Source organism: Aureibacillus halotolerans (genome assembly GCF_004363045.1).
Taxonomy (GTDB): Bacteria; Bacillota; Bacilli; order Bacillales; family DSM-28697; genus Aureibacillus; species Aureibacillus halotolerans.
Genome location: NZ_SNYJ01000019.1, coordinates 29,253 through 49,998, shown reverse-complemented (window position 1 = coordinate 49,998; position 20,746 = coordinate 29,253). Strand labels below are relative to the sequence as shown.

Annotated in this window: 18 protein-coding genes and 1 pseudogene; 11 read left to right on the top strand and 8 right to left on the bottom strand. The window is 43.7% G+C overall.

The annotated features are described in order from the left end of the window. Positions 1-97: 97 nt before the first annotated feature. The 3 genes from EV213_RS17105 to EV213_RS17095 form a co-directional block, all read right to left on the bottom strand. Positions 98-1,075 carry an ArsR/SmtB family transcription factor gene (locus EV213_RS17105; protein WP_243740232.1) on the bottom strand — a complete coding sequence of 326 codons (978 nt, stop codon included), beginning with the start codon at positions 1,073-1,075 and terminating at the stop codon, positions 98-100. A 776-nt stretch (positions 1,076-1,851) separates the two neighbouring features. After that, a complete protein-coding gene (locus EV213_RS17100; protein WP_133581782.1) occupies positions 1,852-3,672 on the bottom strand; it encodes an ABC transporter ATP-binding protein in 1,821 nt (606 codons plus the stop codon). Further along, a complete protein-coding gene (locus tag EV213_RS17095) occupies positions 3,659-5,401 on the bottom strand; it encodes an ABC transporter ATP-binding protein (protein ID WP_208112777.1) in 1,743 nt (580 codons plus the stop codon). Before EV213_RS17095 ends, EV213_RS17100 begins: the two co-directional genes overlap by 14 nt. 728 nt (positions 5,402-6,129) lie before the next feature. On the opposite strand from EV213_RS17095, the gene EV213_RS17090 reads away from it, so the two are divergent. The 6 genes and pseudogenes from EV213_RS17090 to EV213_RS17065 all read left to right on the top strand — a co-directional run bounded on the left by EV213_RS17090 (position 6,130) and on the right by EV213_RS17065 (position 10,563). After that, the gene (locus EV213_RS17090; RefSeq protein ID WP_243740231.1) at positions 6,130-7,308 is read left to right on the top strand and encodes an MFS transporter; all 1,179 of its coding nucleotides are present in this window, start codon (positions 6,130-6,132) and stop codon (positions 7,306-7,308) included. A 194-nt stretch (positions 7,309-7,502) separates the two neighbouring features. Then, a complete protein-coding gene (locus EV213_RS17085; RefSeq protein WP_133581780.1) occupies positions 7,503-7,847 on the top strand; it encodes an ArsR/SmtB family transcription factor in 345 nt (114 codons plus the stop codon). 15 nt (positions 7,848-7,862) lie between these two features. Continuing rightward, positions 7,863-9,161 carry an arsenic transporter gene (locus EV213_RS17080; RefSeq protein ID WP_133581779.1) on the top strand — a complete coding sequence of 433 codons (1,299 nt, stop codon included), beginning with the start codon at positions 7,863-7,865 and terminating at the stop codon, positions 9,159-9,161. A gap of 35 nt (positions 9,162-9,196) precedes the next feature. Further along, positions 9,197-9,616 (top strand): annotated as a pseudogene (gene arsC, locus EV213_RS17075) (arsenate reductase (thioredoxin)). A 159-nt stretch (positions 9,617-9,775) separates the two neighbouring features. Next, a complete protein-coding gene (locus EV213_RS17070) occupies positions 9,776-10,096 on the top strand; it encodes an ArsR/SmtB family transcription factor (protein ID WP_133581777.1) in 321 nt (106 codons plus the stop codon). A 68-nt stretch (positions 10,097-10,164) separates the two neighbouring features. Further along, positions 10,165-10,563, top strand: coding sequence for an ArsI/CadI family heavy metal resistance metalloenzyme (locus tag EV213_RS17065; protein WP_133581776.1), 399 nt, complete (start codon positions 10,165-10,167; stop codon positions 10,561-10,563). A 260-nt stretch (positions 10,564-10,823) separates the two neighbouring features. On the opposite strand, the gene EV213_RS21360 is transcribed toward EV213_RS17065, so the two are convergent. The 4 genes from EV213_RS21360 to EV213_RS17045 all read right to left on the bottom strand — a co-directional run bounded on the left by EV213_RS21360 (position 10,824) and on the right by EV213_RS17045 (position 14,334). Beyond that, positions 10,824-11,171, bottom strand: a complete 348-nt coding sequence (locus tag EV213_RS21360; RefSeq protein ID WP_424923072.1) for a DUF3888 domain-containing protein — start codon at positions 11,169-11,171, stop codon at positions 10,824-10,826. Positions 11,172-11,396: 225 nt separating this feature from the next. Beyond that, positions 11,397-12,764, bottom strand: coding sequence for an FAD-dependent oxidoreductase (locus EV213_RS17055; protein ID WP_133581774.1), 1,368 nt, complete (start codon positions 12,762-12,764; stop codon positions 11,397-11,399). A gap of 152 nt (positions 12,765-12,916) precedes the next feature. Continuing rightward, complete coding sequence (locus EV213_RS17050) at positions 12,917-13,543, bottom strand: SIMPL domain-containing protein (RefSeq protein ID WP_166639379.1); 627 nt, start codon at positions 13,541-13,543, stop codon at positions 12,917-12,919. Between the two features lie 143 nt (positions 13,544-13,686). Then, on the bottom strand, positions 13,687-14,334 hold the full coding sequence (locus EV213_RS17045; RefSeq protein WP_133581772.1) for an SDR family oxidoreductase: 648 nt from the start codon (positions 14,332-14,334) through the stop codon (positions 13,687-13,689). A 143-nt stretch (positions 14,335-14,477) separates the two neighbouring features. Here EV213_RS17045 and EV213_RS17040 point away from each other — a divergent pair, with 143 nt between their 5' ends. The 5 genes from EV213_RS17040 (at position 14,478) to EV213_RS17020 (ending at position 19,790) form a co-directional block, all read left to right on the top strand. Then, a complete protein-coding gene (locus EV213_RS17040) occupies positions 14,478-15,611 on the top strand; it encodes a sensor histidine kinase (protein WP_243740240.1) in 1,134 nt (377 codons plus the stop codon). Beyond that, a complete protein-coding gene (locus EV213_RS17035) occupies positions 15,612-16,244 on the top strand; it encodes a response regulator (protein WP_133581770.1) in 633 nt (210 codons plus the stop codon). It abuts the gene before it with no gap. A gap of 239 nt (positions 16,245-16,483) precedes the next feature. Next, positions 16,484-17,416, top strand: coding sequence for an ABC transporter ATP-binding protein (locus EV213_RS17030; protein WP_133581769.1), 933 nt, complete (start codon positions 16,484-16,486; stop codon positions 17,414-17,416). 11 nt (positions 17,417-17,427) lie between these two features. Continuing rightward, entirely contained in the window at positions 17,428-18,681 is a 1,254-nt protein-coding gene (locus tag EV213_RS17025) for an ABC transporter permease (protein WP_133581768.1), read from the top strand. Beyond that, a complete protein-coding gene (locus EV213_RS17020) occupies positions 18,681-19,790 on the top strand; it encodes an ABC transporter permease (RefSeq protein ID WP_166639378.1) in 1,110 nt (369 codons plus the stop codon). The genes EV213_RS17025 and EV213_RS17020 overlap by 1 nt, the downstream gene beginning before the upstream one ends. A 59-nt stretch (positions 19,791-19,849) precedes the next feature. Here EV213_RS17020 and EV213_RS17015 read toward each other — a convergent pair whose 3' ends face one another. Then, positions 19,850-20,746 carry an AraC family transcriptional regulator gene (locus tag EV213_RS17015; protein ID WP_166639377.1) on the bottom strand — a complete coding sequence of 299 codons (897 nt, stop codon included), beginning with the start codon at positions 20,744-20,746 and terminating at the stop codon, positions 19,850-19,852.

Genomic DNA, 20,746 nt, shown 5'->3' with positions numbered 1-20,746 from the left:
TATTCCTAACTTCCCGTATTAAATTTGATAATAGCGTTTTCATAGATGATAAGTCAATGAAAAAACCGCTAAATAAGTGCTTTTAAACCTACGGATTTCATGTAATAAAAGGTCGTGTATTCTTGTTTTCCGGCCATTCATAGACGACATGCATGCGAATGGCCTGGGGATGGTCGCCAAACTGCTTACCGAACAGATTGAGCCCCCCGATATGCTGCGCATTGTCCTTTACACCGATGCGAAAACGAACGAAGGATTGTGACGTAATGGACAAGTCGGCGAGGTTGACCTGTGAAATCGCTACATCATCGACCGTGCTTCCTTTTGCGTCTACCTTCCACGTTTTTAACAAGCCATATTGCGTCGATGCGCCGATATCTCTTTGCTGACTTAAGTGACCAGGTCGTCCACCAAAATCACCAGGTGATCGCCAGCTCCCGATGTCTACACCGTTCATCCAGACGGTAATATCGGACGGCCATTCCGGGTCAAAATGCGGAGCCTCTGAACATAATTCCAAGGAGAATTGGATATCCACAAGCCGGGCATCCTCTGGAATTTGCAAAGGAAACACATATTCCAAATAACCTTTTCTAATCCAAATGAGTTCTGCCTCTGTTCTCTTCGGGTGATAAAAATGTACAGGCTCATCATCTGGGACTAATAGATTCCCATGTACATCAGCCATTCCACACGTGGGAAACACATCACAATCGACAAATTGCCCTATCGGCACTTCTAATTCGTATGTTTGAGAGGAATTGTTCAGTTCGACCATTGAATGGAGGGCAATATGAATCTCATTAAATTGGCGTGTGCATACCTTCATTGATCCGCGCTTCCCCGGTCTAGATTCTGTATGTAGTAACTCAGCTTCTTCTAATATTCTTACGTGAGCCGCCGTTGTAGACACTGGGAGACTAAGTTTTTCAGCACATTCGATTACATTGAATGACTGTGTGCTCAACAGCTCAAGCAGGTCGACGCGATCGGCGGAAGCAAGCGCATGTGCGACCTTACGTAACTTTCTTTTGTCTTCCATGGAAAGCTTTAGCACTGTCCGTTCACACTCCATTCCATCTTTTCATTGTCACCAGTTTACGCGTTTTTCGTTTTAAAGAGCAATAAACTGCAAAATAGTTTTTAAGCTACTTTAGTATACAAGCTGCCATACACTCGCTTTCCACGGGCGAACTGCGAGCCTCCTCGGCGCGTTGCGCACTGTGGGGTCTCGCTTAGCTCGCTGTTCCCGTAGGAGTCTCGCTAGTGGCTGCTTTTGGTTTATTGGCTGCAGCTAAGACAAGGGTCATGAACCTATGTTGAGTGTTTTTAATCAACAATAAATCAAGTGCCGTGGGGGAGATACAAGCTAAGACGTTTAAGGTTCACACATTAAACATGCATACATACACTCGCTTTCACCCTATAAGGCATAAGGGCAACATCGACTTGAAAGTCGTCTCGTCGTGATTTCTTTACCCACACTGAAGGGCACAGATGCAATGTCGGCTTGAGGAGTTCTGTTCTTGTCTTGATACTGAAAAATCCGAAACGTACTATGAAATTCTAACTGACATTTCGTAGTCGTTCGGATTTTTTTATTGGCTTCTCAAATTATGAATTTACCTACCAATACACTTAGGGCGTGTCTTAAAACTCGCTAAGAGGCATCTGTCACCGCCTTTTCGTCCCCTGCTGCGTTCCTTTTTCTTGACGTACGGCCGGTACGCCTGCGAAAAAGCGCCTTGCTTGGAACGAAAATTCGGCAACATCTGCTCCCTTCAGAGTTCTCAGACACGCCCTAGATAATAGTTCTATCCCTGACTCCAAGAGAATTTTACTTTTTCGCCGTTAGGATGTGGGTCGTGCACGTTCTTTAAATGAATGATGGTGCAATGTTGCATAGTGCCCGTTTTTCGCCAATAATTCTTGGTGATTCCCTTCTTCAGCAATCTCGCCGTCCTTCATTACTAAAATGCGATCTGCCTCTCGAATCGTTGAAAGCCGGTGAGCAATGACAAGTGTAGTTCGATTCACCGACACCTTTTCTAAGGCTTGCTGAATGAGCCATTCAGAGTGAGAATCCATGTTTGCCGTAGCCTCGTCTAGAATTAGCACCTTCGGCTCAAATAACAAAATGCGTGCAAAGGAAATCAATTGTCGTTCGCCTGCCGCCAGCCCACTGCCATTCTGTGACAAGTGCGAATCGTACCCTTGGGAGAGCCGCTGAACCATCGGGCCTGCCCCAACAGCTTCACAGGCTGCTATGACTCGTTCTTTTGAGATATCCTGCTGAAACAAACGGACATTGTCAATCAGCGTCCCCCCATACAAAAAGGGCTCTTGCTGCACGAGACCAATATACTGGTGCAGTGTTTGCAGAGGGATTTGTTTGAGAGGCTGGCCGTCAAGCAAAATCGTCCCTTTAACAGGGTCGTAAAAGCGTACGAGAAGGTTCATTAGCGTACTCTTGCCCGAGCCTGTAGTGCCCACAATTCCTACCATTTCCCCAGGACGAATATCGAGATGGATGTCTTTTAAAACAAGCGATTTTTGATCGTATGAAAACGAGACCCCTTCAAACTGGATGCGTCCATCTTTGTGAAGCTGACGAAGCTTTTTGTCAGAAGCTTGTTTCGCTTCCCTCACCTCAGGCTTTTGGTGAAAAATAAGCCAGAGCCGTTCCATTGAAACAAGCGTCGATTGCAAGGTATTCCACTGCTGCGTCAATTGGTTGATCGGCTGGAAAAATTGACGCATATAGCTTATGAAGGCATAAAGCACACCAAACTCAATTTGCTGAGAAAGAACAGCCGTGCCGCCAATCCAAACAAGAAAAGCAACAGACAGGTTTCCAAGCATATCAAAGGAACGATTAAACAGGACGTTGCCTGTAATCTCACGGATATTCGCTTTTAGAAACAATTTGTTTTGCTTCTGAAAACGATTAATCTGTTCCTTTTCCTGATGGAATGCTTGAATTAAGCCCATACCTGCAAGATTTTCTGCTGTAAATGCGATCAGTCTTGACAGCTGCGTTCGCGAATTGCGATAGGCATTTCGAATATAGCGGCGAAAGAGAGCAGCAATCAGCGCAATAACTGGCAAGACAATCATGCAGTACAACGCAAGCTGAACATCCAACGAAAACATGAGCAAAATGATCAAGATGAGCATTAAGCCATCACGAATCAGGCTGACCAACACCTGTGTGAAAAATTGTGAAATCGTTTCTGTATCACTGGATTCATTGGTGACAAGACTTCCTCTGGAATGCTTATCAAAAAAAGACATCGACTGCGTATAGATGTGTTGGAACAAATCCTTTCGAAGCTTCGCGACAATGCTTTGACCGATAAATTGCAGCCTCGTTGCTTGTAAGTACGTGAACAACAAGCTCAACCCGGCAAGAACCATAAACCCCCCGCCGAGCAGCCAAAGCAACTCAATCCCTCTTTCGCCAGTGAGGACACCTGAGTCAATAACGATTTTGACAATGTACGGCTGGAGAAGCTCAGCGGAAATCGCAAAAAAGGAAAACAGAACAACCCATCCAAGCGATTTGCGATGCGGCTTAGCGTAGCGAAGCATTTCAAAAAAGGCTTTCTTCTGTTGCTGACGATCTCCTGTTTTCTGACCGGCTGCATTCGTTGTTTGCTTACTCAACCGCATTCTCCTCCTGCATCGTATTCATCGAAGCGTACAACCCGCCTAGTTTGACAAGCTCATCATGCGTGCCGGTTTCCGCAATTCGCCCTTCCTCCAACACAAAGATCCGATCTGCGCGTTTTATGGCGCTAATTCGATGCGCAATGATGAGCGTCATTTTGTTTTTTCGAAGTGACTCCAGGTTGCCTAAAATGGTTCCTTCCGTCACCGTATCGACAGCGCTCACACTGTCATCCAATATGAGTACCGGGGCGTCCTGGATAAATCCTCTAGCTAGACTCGTTCGTTGACGCTGACCACCCGATAACGTCAATCCTCGCTCGCCTAATCGCGTATCGTATTGGTCTGGGAACGACTCTATGCTCGCTGAAATGTCTGCTTGCCCAGCTGCCTTTGTGACGAGGTCCTGTTGAAAAGAACGATTTGCAAAGGCGATGTTTTCGCCAATGGTCGTACTAAACAAAAAACCATCCTGTGGGACATAGGCAATGCTCGTACGTAGACTTTGAAAGCTCAGCTCCCGAATATCAATGCCATTGAAATACATTGTCCTTGGAGGAGGATCATACATACGTAACAACAGCCTAGCCAATGTTGTCTTCCCGCTCCCAATCGCCCCAACGATGCCGATCGTTTCTCCAGCGTCAATGTGCAAGGAAATGTCTTTTAACGCAGGTTCGCTGGACCCAGGGTATGTAAACGATAATTTTCGAATGGAAATTGAAATGGACGACCCATTGAGCGCCTTTGGTTTGTCAATCTGCTGAATGTCAGGCTGGGTATCTAATAGACTATTAATGCGATCCAGAGATGCGCCCGATCGTTGAATTAAATTCAGCACCGCACCAATTTGCTGGAGGGGATTGACGAGCATTTGCAAATAAAGCGTTAAGGAAATAAATTGACCTAACGTCAGAGCATCTTGAATCACAAGGGTCCCCCCGTACAATAGCGCAATGGCCAAAGACAATGCGCCTGTAAACGGAAGAAGAGCCCCAAAAAGCGAACCAATCTTCACAAGATGAAGCTGCTGCTTAAAGATCCGGTCGACTGTTTTTCCGAAACGTGCCGACATGATGTCCTCCACAGCAAAGGTTTTGGCTACGCGAACACCACCGAAATGTTCCTCTGCCGCATCGGTCATATTGGCAAGGCTGTCCTGTACCTCTCTTGAACGTCTTCTTACCTTCGGACCGAAATAACGTACGATCAAAGGAATCGTGGCCACCGGTATCATAGAAACAACCAATACTTGAATGGGAATGCCACTTATGATGACCATTACAACAACAGCAATCAAGAGAACAACGGAATTCACGGACTGGTTAATCCCTCGTGAGATCAATTCACGAACAGCGGTAATATCGTTCATCACAAAGCTGAGCTGCCGTCCAACACCGTGTTTAGAGAAATAGGCTTCGCTCAACGTCGTGTAATGCGCAAACAACGTCTTCCGCGCTCGATATTCAAAGGCTCTGCCAAGGCGCATTGTCGTATATTGCCCGACACCTAACAAAATCCCATACCCGATGGCTACGGCTAGCAATACAAGGGCAACATCAATAATCATCGCTTGTGTAGCATCAGCAGACGTCATGTCGTCTGCGAATTCACCAATGATCCTCGGGTATGTCGCAAATACGATGTTCCCTGCCAAAATTAAAGTAACAGCGCATAAATACCCTACCCAACGTGAACGAATGTACTGTTGCAGCAGTTGTGACCCTTTCAAATGTCGTCCCCCTCGCCAAAAAGAAAGCGTGTTCATTTTTTATTTTCTTCGTAACCCGAAATAATTACCCACACAATACCTCGGTTGCAGTCTATGTAACTATACAATATTTTATGTCAAACGTCTGATATTTTCAAACAGAATTTAAATTCAGTGTTCTGTTAAGGGTATGCTCGCCTTTCATTACTTGTGGGCAAAGAAAATTAGAGAACTAGTACAACACATCGTCTCGAAAAGCACTATATAAAAATCCACATATATGTTATATAGTTGTAAAATGTAAAAATGCTAATTGGGAAAATTGATTGTCTGACCCTTCAAATGTCCCCGCCTGGACTACTTAAAAATCAGATTCAATTGTACCTTAACTCGGTATATATACATCCCATCTAAAATTAGTGCCCTTTCAGATAACGTAGATTTTTAATAGAATGAATTGTGGTGCTTGTTCACTTGCAAATGATCATTTTGAAAACATTCTCTCTAGACAAACGGCTATACGTTCGCTTTCCCCCTAGAGGGTACAAGTGCATCATCGATTCGAAAGTACCTCATCGTGTTTTCTTTGCCGCTGGAGTCTCATTAGTAGCCTTTTTTGGTTTATCAAAAGGACGAAAGAAATGAGAAAGATCTTTTGAAGTTTCATTTTCAACTGTTACCAAACTAAATTTGTGGAAAGGGCATTAGTATCATTACTCATTTACAATACTGCATAGGAGAGATTTTCATTGAAAAAATCAGGCATCATGTTGTGTTTTGCAGTATTCATTTTAGTTATAGGTACAGGCATTGTAGCTCCTTTACTAGCTCCGTATGCGGAAAATTTAGGTTTAAGTGGTTTTTGGATTGGTTTATTGTTTAGTGGGTTTTACATTGTTAGGTTAGTTACTGGTACTCCTATCGGAATAATAGCAGACAAAAAAGGACCGAGATTTTTAATTGTTATTAGTCTTTTGCTTTATCCTTTTATAGCTATTCTTTATTGGTTAGCAGATAGCAGTGAAATACTATTAGCTGCAAGATTATTACATGGTTTGGCGTCAGCGATGATGTTACCTATGGCTATGTCATATATCGGAAATATAACTCCTGTAGGGCAAGAAGGTAAGTATATGGGAGTATATAACACCTTTCTTTTTATTGCAGGTGGAATTGGTCCTTTGGCTGGAGGCGTACTCGGTGAACAGATTGGGATCAGTAATGCCTTTCTTAGCCTTTTTATATTAGCAATACTATCGCTAGTACTGGTTCTTTTACTCCCAAATGTTGATTTAGATGAGCATTCAATAGCGATGAAACTCAATAAAGAAAAACAATCCAAGAAAATCTTATCTCTATGGAAACATCCAGGGTTATTATCGTTAGCTGCAATAAATCTTATTTTTGCAATGCTTGACATCTTTTTAATTTCTTTTTTTACTATCTATGCGCGGAGTGAAGGGTTAAGTTTAGTGGCTGTAGGATTTTTAATCGCACTAAACAGCATTGTAATAGGTATAACGCAAGTGCCACTAGGGAATTTTGCAGATAAACATAACAAGTTTAGATTAATCCTTTTTTCTGGATTATTTACATTTGTAATTTTATTAATATTCCCCTTAATAGGAACTACTCTTTGGATAATAGCGGCTTTATTAATCTTATTGGGTGTTACTTCAGCCTTAACCTTGGCATCTTCATCGGCACTATCTACTCAGATAGGAAGAAAAATCGGTATGGGAGGAACAATGGGTTATTTGGGATCAGCTTCTAGTCTTGGAATGATCATTGGACCAATTGTGTCTGGCTTAATCTATGAAAGTTTTGACATAGACTTTACTTTTTATTTTTCTAGTGCCGTTTGGTTAGTTGGTATTCTGTTTTTTATTGCATTTTGGGTTTTTTATCGTAGAGTTGAAATACATTAAAAGAGCTAATGAAAAAGATCAATAAAAGAAACATGAGAGTTTAGACAACAGGATATATTATGGTTGATGTAAGCCAAATTCCATTACTTGAAATAAGATGCGGTCGTCATTAGTATTCCAATAGAAATTTTCAATTGATTATATAAGCATATGCTTATATAATGATTAATATACTTTTTTATGAGGTGGTTTCATTGGAGAAAACGATATTAGACGTTGAAAAAACGGCTACTGTCCTAAAGCTTTTAGGAGATAAAACGCGGTTAACAATAACGAGTTTACTGTCTTATCGGGAGTGTTGTGTCTGTGAGTTTGTTGAAATTTTTGATATGAGCCAGCCTTCGATCAGCCAACACCTGCGTAAGCTTCGTGATGCCGGTCTCGTGAAAGAAAAGCGAAAAGGTCAATGGATTTTCTATTCGTTGAATAAAGAAAGTGACACGTATCCATTAATCGAGACGTTACTTGCAAATATTCCCGATCAAAAAGTAACTCTTGAAGCTCTGGAAGCAAACGGGAAACAGATTACTTGTGACTAGGTGGAGGGTGTTGAGGTGACTTCTATAATTTTAGCATCATTCATTTTTATCATTACATTGATATTAGTGATTTGGCAGCCTAAGGGATTAGGCATCGGATGGACTGCGTGTGGTGGAGCGATTTTGGCGTTGATCGTTGGGGTCGTTGACTTAGGTGATGTCGCTACAGTTACCGGCATTGTTTGGAATGCAACGTTAACGTTTATTGCTATCATTTTAATCTCATTGATTCTTGACGAAATTGGTTTCTTTGAATGGGCTTCACTTCATATGGCACGTGCTGCGAAAGGAAATGGGGTTAGGATGTTTATTTACATGATCCTACTTGGCGCCCTTGTTTCTGCACTTTTCGCCAATGATGGTGCTGCACTTATTTTAACACCTATTGTTTTGGCCATGGTTCGAAACTTGAACTTTGAAGAAAAAATGGTTTTCCCATTTATAATGGCCAGTGGCTTTATTGCGGACACCGCGTCTTTGCCATTCATCGTTAGTAATTTGGTCAACATCGTTTCGGCGGACTTCTTCGGAATTGGGTTTGTTGAGTATGCCACCCGAATGGTTGTACCGAATTTATTTTCAATAGCAGCCAGTATCCTTGTGCTTTATTTATATTTCCGAAAAAACATTCCTCGTTCCTACGATTTCAGTCAATTAAAGGAGCCGAGAGAAGCAATTAAAGACCATGGCATATTCCGTCTCTCGTGGGTAGTTCTTGCCCTACTGCTCTTCGGGTATTTTGGAAGTGAATTACTCGGTATTCAAGTATCCATTATTGCTGGTATCATTGCGATTTTCTTTTTGGCAATGGCTCAGAGGAGTCCAGCTGTTCAAACAAAACAAGTAATTAAAGGAGCACCGTGGGCCATTGTATTCTTCTCCATCGGAATGTATGTCGTAGTATACGGTTTACAAAACGTTGGTTTAACTAGTGTTTTGGCAAGTGTTCTTCAAGCGACAGCAGACCAAGGCTTGTTTGTTGCTACAATCTCGATGGGCTTTATCGCGGCCATTCTTTCCTCAGTTATGAATAATATGCCGACCGTTATGATTGATGCTCTTGCGATATCCGAGACAAATACGACAGGCATCATCAAGGAAGGTTTGATTTACGCAAATGTGATTGGATCTGATCTTGGGCCAAAAATCACACCGATCGGGTCCTTGGCAACTCTTTTATGGCTTCACGTTTTGTCGCTAAAAGGCGTCAAGATTTCATGGGGCTATTACTTCAAGGTGGGTATCGTATTAACCATCCCAATATTGTTTATTACCCTTACCGGATTGTACATCTGGTTGTTGATTATTTCATAAAGACCACTAAACTGCTCAATAGGAGAGAATAAAACATGTCGAAACCAGTCCTTTATTTTTTGTGTACCGGAAACTCTTGTCGTAGTCAGATGGCCGAGGGGTTTGGTCACAAATACCTTGGCGATAAGTTTGCTGTATTTTCTGCAGGCATCCAAGCCCACGGTGTTAACCCAAAAGCCATTAAAGCGATGGCCGAAACAGGTGTCGATATTTCACAACATGCATCGAACATCATTGATTCAGAGCTATTAGATAAAGCCGAGTATGCGGTTACACTTTGTGGGGATGCAAAAGATAAGTGTCCAATGACCCCATCGCATGTTAAGAGGTTCCATTGGGGCTTCGATGATCCAGCAAAAGCTGAAGGAACAGATGAAGAGAAATAGGCCGTTTTTCAACGTGTTCGCAATCAAATTGAAGCACGTATCAAAAGGTTTGCTGAAGAAATGGAATAAAGCACTCGTTACGATGGAGAAAAGAGGATGCCGCAATTGGCAGATTCTCTTTGCATTACATAAAATCAAGTTTTCTTGATTAAAACGCTTGCATTCTAAAAAAATTGGTGTATAATGACAGTAAATCAAGAATAGTTGATCTATAAGGAGGCAAGAAAAATGAACGAGATTCCATTAGTCGATCAATCATTAGACAAAGCGTTTGAGACATACGAGAAAAAATTTAAAGCACTTGCGGATCAAAAACGCCTCCGTATTATGAATTTGCTCTGTCAGAACGGTTCAACCTGTGTTTGTGATCTTGTAGACTTAATGGGGATGCCTCAATCCAAACTTTCCTATCACCTCAAGATATTACTTGATGCGAATCTAATTACCAAAGAGACGAGAGGAACTTGGGGGTATTATGAACTAAACCCCAATGAAGTAAATCATTTAATCTCTCCTGAGTTGTGCTGTTTGTTTCGACCTACCTGTTAATACCGAGTTTTTTTGGTTATCAAATCAATAAAACTTGATATATAGAATATACCCTAAGGAGGATTTACATTATGAATATCCACGTTGGTTTAAATGTTACGGATTTGGAAGGCTCTATTACCTTTTATACAAAATTGTTTGGTGCTGAACCAGCTAAAGTAAAATCCGATTATGCCAAGTTTTTATTAGAAAATCCAGGGCTAAATTTTACATTAAGACCTGTGAGTGCAGTCGAAGGAAATCATGTCAATCACTTTGGCTTTCAATTGTCCAGTACTGAGGAATTGCAAAACCATAAAGAGAGGTTAGAAAAGCAAGGATTCTTCTCAAGAGATGAAAAGGATACAACTTGTTGCTATGCAAAGCAGGATAAATTTTGGATCACTGACCCAGACGGTCATGAGTGGGAATTCTTTTTTACGAAGGAAGACTCTGAAGTAGATACAATCAACACTTGTTGCAATTAATATTTCATTCTTACGACGAAGAGGCTAAGACATAACTAATTAATCAGTCTAAAAATCCGAACAATTCAACTGAATTTGTTTGGATTTTTAGTGATGTTCATGCAACGCATCGGCAAAAGCGCAACATCAACTCAGAAAGACTTCGTCGGGACGTATTTTGCTTACGCTGATGGCCAATGTTTATTTCATTATCCTATTAAGTTCGGCTTTTGTGTGAAGTGTTTTTATTCTCTCTCGGTCCCTTCACTTTAGAAACACGATTAAGACATTTCTTTCTTAACATTCATTTGTCTAACCTTCCAGCCTTCAACATCATTTGTGAGTGTCAAATTGACCAAATGATAAGGAGGATTGTGGGGACCCACAAAGGTCTCTACTTGCATATGAACAGTGAAGATGGTTGCGGGATCTTTGCCGATATGCAAAAGTTTCGGACGCCAATACTGTGTGGTCGTGCCGAAATAGTGATCAACTGCCTCTTGCATAACAGGACTTAGAGATAAAATGAGCGCATCTTCTATGAGCTGTTGTTTTGTATTTTGAGATTGATGGTTAGTTAAAGTATAAGAGTTGCTGGCTAAATAGTGGGTTATTGCTAAATAATACACAAAAACAAGTGGAAGAAGCTGACCATTACCTTGAGAGTAAAATTTATAACGCTGTTGATTCTGCTTTTTTTTATTATGACTTTTCCTGTTCCCTCACTCCTCAGCTATCTTTTCATGATATTTAATAGACCTTCATGGAATCGAGCATTTTTATTGTTCACACTAGCCACGCTACTCATCAATCCATCCAAAAACCGACAGATGGTTATCTGCCGGCTCTGTTTGCTATGAGATTCGTTTTTCCTTCTGCTCATTTCCTTGTTTTTCCATTGCCTTCATTCCGGCTCTGTTAATAAAATGCCAAGGCTTGTTGAAATGAGGCTGGAAGAAAAAGTCCTGGAAGGCGAGTTGATCGACGGTCATGTTGTTTTGGATACAGACAGACAACGTATTCACTGCCTGTGTTAAATCCACATCAGATAAGATTTGCGCACCGAGGACACGTCGTGTGTGTTGGTCATACACAATTTTGAAAAGAACCTCTTCTGCAGTTGGCATAAATTCTGGACGATACGCGTCTTGTATGGCAACCGTCTCCACTGCCCAGTCTGCACGATCTGCCTGTGTTTCTGTCATCCCTGTTGACGCTAAATGGTGTTGGAACAGCTTTAGCCCAGACGTCCCTTGCGTCCCTGGATGAGGAACCGTTGGTGATACTAAATTCATCGCAACGAGCGTTCCTGTTCTGACTGCGTTCGTAGCGAGCGGGATATAACTTTGCTGTCCGGTAGGGTTGAAACGGAGCACACAGCAATCCCCTGCTGCAAACACGTCCTTGGCACTTGTTTGCATGTACTCATCAACAATTAGCGCTCCGTTGGCTTGCATGTCAAGCTGTCCCTTGAAGAGCTCTGTGTTCGGGCGAAAGCCAATGCAAGAGATGACCATATCTGCTTCATACGTCCCTTTCGTCGTCACGACCCGTTGAACAGACCCGCTGTCTCCTTCAAAAGCTGTCACCATTTGCCCAAGGGCTAACTCAACACCTTCTGCTTTCAATGTATCTTCTACAGGCTGAGTGAATTCCTGATCAAGGTACTTGCTCAATATGCGCGGCTCACTATCCATCAGCGTGACACGTTTTCCGTTCTGAGCAAATGCCTCGGCAAGCTCAACGCCAATGTACCCTGCCCCAATAACTGTAACGTGCTCGGCCTTTTCTCCTTTGGCAATAATGTCATTGGCTTGCTGAAAGTTTTTGCAAAGCTGTATATTGTGTAGCTCAGACCCTGGCAATGTTGGGACGATTGGCCAAGAACCTGTTGCGATAATCAATTTATCAAAGTGATCGTGAATGACCTTTCCATTGACGAGGTTTTTCGCACGTAAGCTATGCGCGTTTACATCCACATCAAGGACCTCGTGCTGCATCCGCATGTTGACACCAAGCTTTTGAAACTGGGCAGGTGATGCGTAAAACAAGCCTTTAGGGTCAGGCACGACGCCTCCAACATATAAGGCAATGCCACAAGAGAGAAAGGACACATTATCATTTTTTTCATAGACGTTGATGGTCGCGTCTGGATACGTATTGGCGATATTTGTAATAGCAGCTGTTCCCGCATGTGTACATCCAATCACTGCAATGTTCATAGGAAGCTCCTCCTTTTAAGTTTGTGAAATGAATCACATGTTATTGTGAAGTTATTCACATTCACTACACTCATAGTATACTCAAGCAAATATAAAAAAGCAACTGTTTTTGTGAAATAAATCACAATGTAGTTGCTTGTAGCTTTGTGATGTTACTCCTGCGCTTGCGAGTACTCAAATACCGCCTCTACTTGGGCGTACAGAGTAAACGTGCCAGGCTGCAGCTGTGTGCTTTCTGCCGCTTGAAACATGACCATTTTCGGTTGCCCTATATTCTGAGTTAATTCTACGACGGAAATTGGCGTCTCATTCAACTCTACCTTCAAGGCATCCGCTATACTATCGGCCTTCTCTATGGCATTCAAGGTGGCGCCGCGTAACGCTTGCTGCTGAAGGAGGTCTGCGTCCTCGACCGTAAATTGAACAGAGCTTATTTCGTTTGCGCCAGCGGCCACCGCTGCGTCAATAATATTCCCGACATTGCTCACATCACGCACGGTGACATCAAGCAAATGGGTCACCCGATACCCTCGGAAAACCTGCTTGCCATCGACATAATCATATTGCGGCGAAATTTGATAGGTGGCGGTTTGAATAAGCTGTTCAGAAACGCCTTCACGTTTTAATGCAGTCATGATGTTATCAATGGCACGGGCGTTTTCTTTCTGTACGACGGAGACGGATTTCCCCTCTGTCGTTACACCAATGGTCAATTGAACAGTATCCGGTGGCGCTGATGCTTCAGCATGGCCTGTCACTGTGATCGTTTTTCGCTTCACGCGCATATCGTCTTGATAAACGATTTGACTCCCCCCTTTCCTCTCCTCACAGTATATGCCGCTGCCACAAAGTCATCACTGGAACAACAGAAACGACATCAAACGCAAGGGCCATCATTCAGCTCCTTGCGCTCATTCCCTAGCTATTTCAGTTCCTTCAGTGCATCAGCAATGGGCGTTTCGCCTCCAACGAGGTCAAAATCCTTTCCAATTGTGGTGGGTTCGTTTAGTGAGGCGAGAATGGTGGCAGCGACATCCTCTCGAGCAATCATGCCCCGTTCGAGATCTTTCGCCGCCTTCACTTTTCCAATACCCTGCTCATCTGTGAGTCCACCTGGACGAATAATTGTATAATCTAGCCCGCTCTTCATCAGCCATTCATCGGCATAGTGTTTCGCGGCACTATAATGGGCAATTTTGTCACTCCATGTTGCACGATTATGAACACCGATTGCACTAACAATAATAAAACGTTTCACACCTGCTTGCTTTGCTGCTTCAATCGTTTTGATCGCCCCGTCTAAATCTATTAATAACGTTTTGTCTGCCCCAGTGTGACCACCTGAACCGGCAGTAAACACGACAGCACCAACACCGTCTGCTGCGTCAGCAATTGCATCCACTGGTCCCTCAAGATCAACGAGCGTTGTCTCAGCACCAAGCGATTGAAAAAACGACTCTTGCTCTGCCTTTCGTATCATTGCAAGTGCTTCATGTTGTGGGCTTGCCTGCAACTGCTGCACGACCTGCTTCCCAATTTTCCCGTTTGCACCAACAACGAGTACCTTCATCCATCAACACGTCCTTTAGTTTAGAGTTGATGTTATGTTTCCCGCATGGATGCCGATATAAACGTAATGCAGCTTTCCCGCCTCTGATCCGTTTGATATGATGACATTGATAGAATTCTGTTTTCTGGGACGTGTTGACTTTGATGAAATTTTGGATGTGGCTTATGTTGCTGTCGATCATATTGCTTGCAGCCCTATGGCAGCAAGGACTAGAAAGCGTGACAGCTAATCGCATGGTGATGATCGCTTGTTTCTATGCTCTTTTTTTTATTGCTCCCCTCCTCTCCAATGCACCACGCTTCCTCACCGTAGGATGCATTTTTCAGTCTGTCCTTATTATGCTTTTATTTTGGCAAGACCTTGCCGACCCCATCTCAACTTCAATTTCATTCTCCATTCTGCTTTTCTTGCTTGTTTTTGCTTATGCATTGGCCCACCTCCCCTCACATCACGTCATCTTTGTCGGAAGCTGTGCATTATTGGCTGCCATAATGCCACCTTTATTCGCTGGCGATGTTTGGCCTATCGTTGCTACCTTGCTATTGGCCGTCATCGTTCTCCCTGCGACTATGACCTATTATTCTGCGAAACACGCTTTGCAATTTTCCACGATTCGATATGACACATTGCTTTCGGAATACAAATCGCTGAAACGCGGTCACACCGTTTCGGAGACGCTCGCACGGCAACAGGAACGAACACGAATTGCCGAGCAAATGCATGATTCAGTCGGGCACCAACTAACCGCTCTGATTTTCCAGTTAGAAGTCTTTCGAATGCGTTTAGAAGGACAAGATCAAGCGACAGTAGGCAGTCTTAAAAAAATGGCGCAGGAAAGTTTAAATGAAACACGCCGTGCCGTTCAGCACCTGGACAAGGAAGAAGCTCACGGAATTGAAGCCATTCAACATTTAATACGACAGCTCGAAGCCGAAAATGTCCTAAAAGTAGCGTTTTCGGTTGGTGAAGGGGTGCTCTCAGCTCCATTAAGCCCCGAACAATCCGTTGGTGTTTACCGAGCCATCCAAGAAGCGATGACTAATGCCTTAAAGCATGGCAAACAGTCAAGTGTGTCCATTCAACTACAGCTGCTTGGCGGGAGCTCCTTCTTCTTTCGAGTTGAAAATGAAGCATCCTCGAAGGACATACACAAAGGCTTTGGTCTTTCTGCAATGGAAGAACGTTTTCGGCTGCTTGGCGGCTATATCCACACACGACATGAGCATAAGCACTTTATCCTCGAAGGATCATTCCCGTTAACAAAGGAGCGTGACTAAATGATTAATGTATTGCTCGTTGAAGACCAAGCGATGGTTAGAGAAGGCCTCAAAATGATGATTGAAACAGCTCCCGATATCCGTGTACGTGCCCAAGCGACCAATGGCCGTGAAGCCATTACTCAATGTGAAACGCATGTCTTCGATGTCATTGTGATGGACATTCGCATGCCTGTCATGGACGGCCTTGAGGCAACAAGATATATCACAAAACGTTGGCCTGAACGCTATATTTTAATACTAACGACGTTCAACAACGACCGCTATGCCATTGAAGCCCTACAGCTTGGGGCCAAAGGATACATGTTAAAGGACGGCGAGCCTGAGTTGCTCATCCGTGCCATTCGAAGCTGCCTTACTGGTGGCATGTCGCTTCAGGATGAGGTTGCTGCTAAAGTGCTGCCTAGGCTGCTATCCTCTAGCGATCAACCAAAACCAAGCGACAACCTCACCCCGCGCGAACGGGAGATTCTTACGCACATTGGTCATGGGTTGAGCAACCGTGAAATTGCGGAGTGTCTTGCCCTTTCTGTTGGAACGGTCAAAAATCACATCAGTCAAGTGCTGGACAAGCTGGAGCTTCGTGACCGAACGCAGCTTGCCATTTACGCCATCCGGTACGGTCTCTTATAAAGGATAAGTGACCCCTGTCTAAGGTCATGGTGTAGAACGAAACAAATGACTGCAGACATTGGGAGGCGCACGTTTTTTTCGATACAGTTGAAGGAGACGGTGAATGATGCAGGCGGTGAATCAATTGATTGGGATTGACCTGCCCGAAAAGTCCTGAACCACCGACTTTTCACCAAAGCTAGCATTCTCTTCTGTGTACGAACTAAAAATATTCACCATTCGAAAGGAGCGTGCGAACAATGCTTGAAGCCTCTAACCTCACGAAACGAATCAAAGGAAAAACCATTGTCGACAATCTCAACCTTCATATCAATGAAGGTGAATCTGTCGGTTTATTAGGTCCAAACGGCGCCGGAAAATCGACGACCATTTCTATGCTTTCTACGCTGTCAAAACCAACGTCAGGAAGCATTCTTCTTAATGGGACTAATGTGCTCAACCACCCTAGACGCCTTCGCCAAATTCTTGGGGTTGTGCCGCAAGAAATTGCCCTTTACCTAGAGCTCACCCCGAAGGAAAATCTACGTTTTTTTGGTCGTGCATATGGCTTGAAAGGCAAGCGCCTCGATGAAAAAGTCAACGAAACGCTTGAGATGGTCGGGTTGTATGAGCGAAAGGATGAAAGGATTCAGCAATTTTCAGGAGGAATGAAGCGGCGTGTCAATATCGCTGCCGCTCTGTTGCACGAGCCCAAAATTCTTATTATGGATGAACCGACAGTTGGCATTGATGCACAGTCACGCAATCATATCCTGACAACGGTTCAGCAATTAAATCAAGAGCATTCTATGGCGATTCTTTACACGAGCCATTACATGGAGGAAGTCGCTCAGCTTTGCAGTCGTGTATACGTCATGGACCACGGAGACATTGTTGCCTCTGGAACAAAAGACGAGCTGCTGCGAATGATTTCTGGGGAAGAAAAATGGACACTTGCGCTTGATAAAAAGCCAACCAAATTGCTGGAACAAATGAAAGCTCTTGAAGGGGTTCAGCGCGCAGAATATACAGACCATGGTCTTCTCATCACATCCAGCCGACAAGCCTCCATTCTGTCTTCTGTTGTTCAAACGCTTGAACAACATGAGGTACAGATGATAAGCCTGCATATTGAAGCGCCCAGTTTAGAAGATGTCTTTTTACATTTGACCGGCCGTATGCTAAGGGATTAGGGGGCATCTTCATGAAACTATTTCTTCTAAAAGATCTCCTCATTTTTTGGCGTGATCGTAAAGAAATGCTAATCGCCTTGATTGCCCCCATATTGCTTGTCGTTGTGCTTGGCTTAACGCTTCAAAATAATTCGGAAGGTCCTCTAGCTTTGGAAACGATAACGGCAGGTCTTGTCATAGAGGAAACGAATGACATGAATCTGCAGGAAATTGAAGCACTGCTCTATGAAAATGGGCAATTGAAAGAAGACGAGACCATCGAACGCACCGAGCTCCCTTCCTCGCTTTTATTGGATTTTTTCGAAAAAGAAGAGATCCAATCGCTTGTATCCTTACAGACTCTTACTCATAAACAAGCTGAAGCAAGTGTTGCAGCTGGGGATCTCGAAGCATTCATTACGATTCCTGAAGACTTTGATTTGAACGTCTATCGCCATCTCTATACGTACGAAGGGCAAGGAGGAAACGTTCAGATTTCCGCAAACAATGACTCCATTTCTGTCACTATTCTTCGCGAAATGATTCAAGGGTTTGTTCAAGCATTTAATTACCAGAGTGCCCTTTTTCTAGCCGCCGATGATGAGATGGACGTCAGTCAACAGCCTGCTTCTATTGGAGGTGAGGTTTCACTTGAAGGACGACAGCCAATCACATCGTTTCAGTATTTCACCTTGTCCATGGGGATTTTGTTTTGTATGTTTGTTGCTTCTACGATCGCCACAAAGGCAGGAGTAGAAAAGCGCGAACGGACCTTTGAACGCATTCTTTTGTCCGACAGGCATCCGCTCTCCTTCTTACTTGGCAAAATCGGTGCGGCTTTCGTTCTCGCCTGGCTACAGCTCCACCTGCTTCTTGTCATATGTCAGTTTGCCTTTCAGCTGTTTCAAGGCGTATCCTTCACGTTTTGGCTTGGAATGCTGGCGGTGACAACGACGTTTTCTATTGTTGTTGCTGCATTTGCTGGCTTGCTTACAGCACTTGCCTACCGTATGAACAATTCATCGGTGAGCAACATCCTGGGGTATATTCTTATTTTTGCGTTTGGAACGATAGGAGGAAATCTTGTGCCGCTTTATTTTATTCCATATTCCCTTCAAGAGCTAGGCGAGTGGACACCAAACGGTCTTGTCCTTGCGACGTTAATTCAATGGATTCAACAAGGAGAGACGAGGGATTTAGTGATGACAATTGTTCTGCTCCTCCCAATGTCACTAGGGCTTTTATTTGCGGCCATTGGGCTGTTCCCACAAAGGGGGAGACTCTAATGCTTGCTGTTTTCATGACACAATGGGTAAAGGAAAAACGTGCCCCTATCCTATCCTTACTCTTTTTAGCCCTAAGTATCGCTGCGGCTCTTCTTTTCGGAACAACTGCACAGCAACCTTCTACGGTCGATGTCTTTTTAGGTGAGGAGCTTTCTGAGGAAGAGACAGAGCGATGGATGACGTTGCTAAATCAATCGGAGACGTTTGTCTTTCAAAGAACCGATGAACGCACAGCTATCGAAAAACTGGAAAAGGGTCGGTCTGATATTGTACTGAAGCTTCTCAAGGACGACTATCGTCTCATATCTGCTGTCCAGCTTCCTGGTCTTCAGTTCATCGAGCACTATGTCCAGCAAGTGTTCACCGATGAGATGCAGCTGAGAGAGACTGCTGAGAAGATGACAAATCCGAAAGTGTATCGTCAAAACGTAGCCTCACAAATGGCTGATCCCCCTCTCTCCGTTGATATTAGAGGCCTTGAAGGAACAGAGTTCGTCCCACACAATATGCAATTACAGCTCCTCTTTGGGTTTACGTTGCTTTTCGTCATGTTCACAGTAGGCTTCAAATTAAATGCCATCGCGAAAGAAAAAGTGGCTGGCATTTGGGACCGTCTCATTGTCTCACCTGTGCACAAATCGGGCATATACACAGGACACCTCCTCTATGCTTGGACCATTGGGATCGTTCATGTCCTACTCATTTTTTTACTCTTTCATTACGTGTTCTCCTTTGAGCTGAATGAACACCTAATCGGCCTTTTGGCCATTTCGGCTTTGTTCCTCTTCACCGTTGTCTCAATGACGTTGCTGATCGCTGGCATGACAAGGACTCCCGAACAATTCGATATGATTTTCCCAGTACTGGTTCCTTTAATGCCACTAATTAGCGGCGTGTATATGCCGCCAGGGGCAATGACAAATGATGGTTTGTTGCTTCTGGCAGAATTTCTCCCTTTAACACACGCTATGGAGGCAATGCTAGGGCTCGCCGTTTATGACCAGTCATTGACTGATCTTTTTCTCCCTCTCGCTAAGCTCTTGCTGATGGCTGTCCTTTTTATGGGCATTGGGATGAATCTTGTGGAACGTAAAGCCCTAAGGCGTTAAAATAAGGCTGATTCATTAGGCATCCCCGCCTCAATGAACCAGCCTTTCCTACGTCCTTGTTAGCTTTTCATCATATCTTGTCGCTGCCAGCGTTTACGGTATTGCGATGGTGTCATGTTGGCATGCTGGCGAAATGCTCGACTAAAGTGGGAGGCATTCTCAAATCCGGATTCTAACGTCACGTCGAGAATTGATTTGCTCGGGTCCATCTCCAACAAGTATTTTGCTCGATTGACTCGCACCGACATCAAATACTTCATAATGGTCATGCCTGTGACTTCTTTAAAGGTGCGACACATATGGTATTTGCTTATGTTGAGGCTGCTCGCCATGTCGTTTAATGAAATTGGTCGTTGGAAATAGTTTTGCACCCAAGCAGCAGCTGCATCCACATGCTTGTGCCGTTCAGATTCTTGAGGGGGGAGCATCTCCAACTTTGCGTGACTAAGCGAATGAATTGTAAAAAGAAGCTGCACAAGAAGGGTCGACAATCGCCCTTCATACAACCGTTCCCTTATCCCTTCTTCATCTGGTTGACTCACAACATTGGGCGGAGACGTATACAGCGTCGTAATGTCGCTAAATAGCTGATCAATCTCTTGCAACACTCCATTTGGAATCTCACGGAACAAAAAATTGTTTAAGTGATTAAATGGCGAGAGCAACTCAGGCACCTGATGAGCTTCAAGAATGGGCATGATCCATGGCTGTGAAAACTGCAGCACACTTCTTATATAAGGAACATGCGGGGATGGAGTCGCACCGTGCAACGTCAACCCATTCATGAGAATAAGATCATTTGGTAGCAACTGATGAATCCGATCCCCGATATGGTACTTGCAATCACCACTATGGAAAAAATAGATTTCAAACGTATCATGCGAATGAGACACAAAGCTTTTGTATGACCCATTTTCATCGGACTGACGGTACGATACCCTAAGCTTGTCCTTCAT